Source organism: Mycobacterium sp., assembly GCF_047975165.1.
Classification (GTDB): domain Bacteria; phylum Actinomycetota; class Actinomycetes; order Mycobacteriales; family Mycobacteriaceae; genus Mycobacterium.
Window position 1 is genome coordinate 1 of record NZ_JBKECZ010000094.1, and the last position, 1,833, is coordinate 1,833.

The following is a 1,833-nucleotide window of genomic DNA, read 5'->3' on the forward strand; positions in this document are numbered from 1 at the left end:
CATCTTCAACAAGGTCTGAGGCAGATTTAAAGAAAACTTCATTATACACAGAGACTTCAACCGTATACGACATGACAGCCCTACCCCACAAAGGTATAGGTACACCACAAAAATTAGTTAGTCTTTGAGGCGGTGGACCTTATTTTTACCTTAGGGCTTCTACTTATGAAACTGGGACTATTCCCACTTTCAACAACATAATAAGACACCAACTTCCGGAATTTACTTCAAACTCATCATATGATGAGCCTTATTTCGCTGTATCAAAATATGGTGATGATTATTATGACTTTACAATACATTACGGTAATAAAATATATTTATATAGATTTAATTATAGTACAAATAGTTTTAGTTCTGTGGGGGAGGGGGAGACTTCCGTAACAACAGAATATGGTAATAAGATAGATTTCACAACAGTAGCCTCAACAAACGACTATGTGTATGGGGTGGGGACTGGGTTCACTGAAAATATTATAGGAGATACAATAAATAACGGTTCTATTTCAACTGGTATTGGTCGTATTTTTGATGTTACTACTCTACAAAATGGTAATGTTATGGGTGTCAATTATGATACTGGCTATTCCAATTGACTTATCTTAGACCCTAATGGTAACGAAGTAGATAGGGGAGATATTTCAACTGAAATTAGTGGTAATTATGCTATAACTACTTTACAAAATGGAAATGTAATGTGTATTAATCATAATTCTACCAGATGACTTATCTTAGATGAAAATGGTAATACAGTAGATAATGGAACTATGACTACTATTGGTGATATTAGAGCTATAACAACTCTACAAAATGGTAATGTAATGTGTATTGGTGGATCTATTTCTCATACTGACAAATGAATTACCTTAGATGAAAATGGTAATACAGTAGATAATGGAACCCTTTCAACTGATATTAATGTTATTTCTAATATAACAACTCTACAAAATGGTAATGTTATGTGTGTTAATTCTGAAAGTACCCAATGACTTATCTTAGATGAAAATGGTAATACAGTAGATAATGGAACCCTTTCAACTGATATTGGTGTTGTTCAAAATATTACAACCCTAAACAATGGTAATATTTTGGGTGTTGGTATGAGTGAAGGTAATTTTGATACTGACCAATGAATTATCTTAGACCCTAATGGTAATACAGTAGATAATGGAACCCTTTCAACTGATATTGGTCTTATTGCTGGTACAACTACATTACAAAATGGAAATGTTATGGGTGTTAATAATGTTACTGACCAATGAATAATTATAGGTGGAATAGATGAATCTGATTATATGGATAAATTATTTTACACAAACAAAAGCGATATATCCTTTTCTATCGATAAACAAGTAAACCCCTCAACTTTTGAAAGAGAATTAATAGGTAGAATGTCATCTTACGACTACGACAATGATATAGCATTACTTGGTTTAACAGGTGGTATTATTTATATAAAGAATACTAGAGCAGCTAACGGAGTTTCTTTAAAAGTTAACTCAACAGATTTAAGGGTATCTCAAATAACAAAAGACTCAGAAAATACTAGGTATCTAGTAGGGGGTTATGGGGGAGACAATGAAGCTTATATAATGTCATTGAGTGGTTCAGGAAGTATTGAACAATCACCTAAGCCATTAGCTATGAGTATAGATGGTACTAGTTACAGTTTTAAAATAAACTCTCAATCATATGATCCATTACAAACATTCACTCCAAGAATAGGAATATTTGACAATGGTCAAGTATTAGCTGGTGGAGCTTTTGTTAATGAAAGTAATGAAGTTAGAGGTGGATACATCAATGAAAGGTGGGGGGATGAGAGATTAGAAC

Annotated in this window: 2 protein-coding genes; both read left to right on the forward strand. The window is 32.8% G+C overall.

Annotated elements, in window-relative coordinates; all coding sequences use genetic code 11:
* The first annotated feature begins 359 nt into the window (after positions 1 to 359).
* Positions 360 to 596 (forward strand): hypothetical protein, encoded by a 237-nt coding sequence (locus ACK5M9_RS09735; protein WP_416892968.1) that lies wholly within the window; start codon positions 360 to 362, stop codon positions 594 to 596.
* 699 nt (positions 597 to 1,295) lie between these two features.
* On the forward strand, positions 1,296 to 1,833 hold a 538-nt coding region (locus ACK5M9_RS09740; protein ID WP_416892969.1), incomplete at its 3' end, for a hypothetical protein.